This is a genomic window from Priestia sp. SIMBA_032 (assembly GCF_046535215.1).
GTDB classification, from domain to species: Bacteria; Bacillota; Bacilli; order Bacillales; family Bacillaceae_H; genus Priestia; species Priestia aryabhattai.
In genome coordinates, this window is record NZ_JAWRXD010001077.1 from 1 (window position 1) to 255 (window position 255).

A 255-nucleotide genomic window follows, 5' to 3' on the forward strand; every position below is an offset into this window, starting at 1 on the left:
CGTACGGTTACCAATAATGAGTAAATTCCCAGCTTCTGTATAGCGCATCATCGCTTCTAATTTCATAGCTCCGATTACGAATTTATTTAATGTTTTATGTAGTCCTTCTCTGCCCCCAAGTACTTGACCGTCGACAATGTTAACGACTTCTGCATATGTCAGTTTTTCGATATTCTCTTTCTTCTTTTGTTCAATTCGAATTGTTCCGACACGTTCAATTGTACTAACATATCCTTTATTTTCTGCATCTTTAAT

At 36.1% G+C, this 255-nt stretch carries 1 protein-coding gene; it reads right to left on the minus strand.

Annotated elements, in window-relative coordinates:
* On the minus strand, window positions 1-255 hold a 255-nt coding region (locus tag SB717_RS37660; protein ID WP_410908264.1), incomplete at both ends, for a DRTGG domain-containing protein.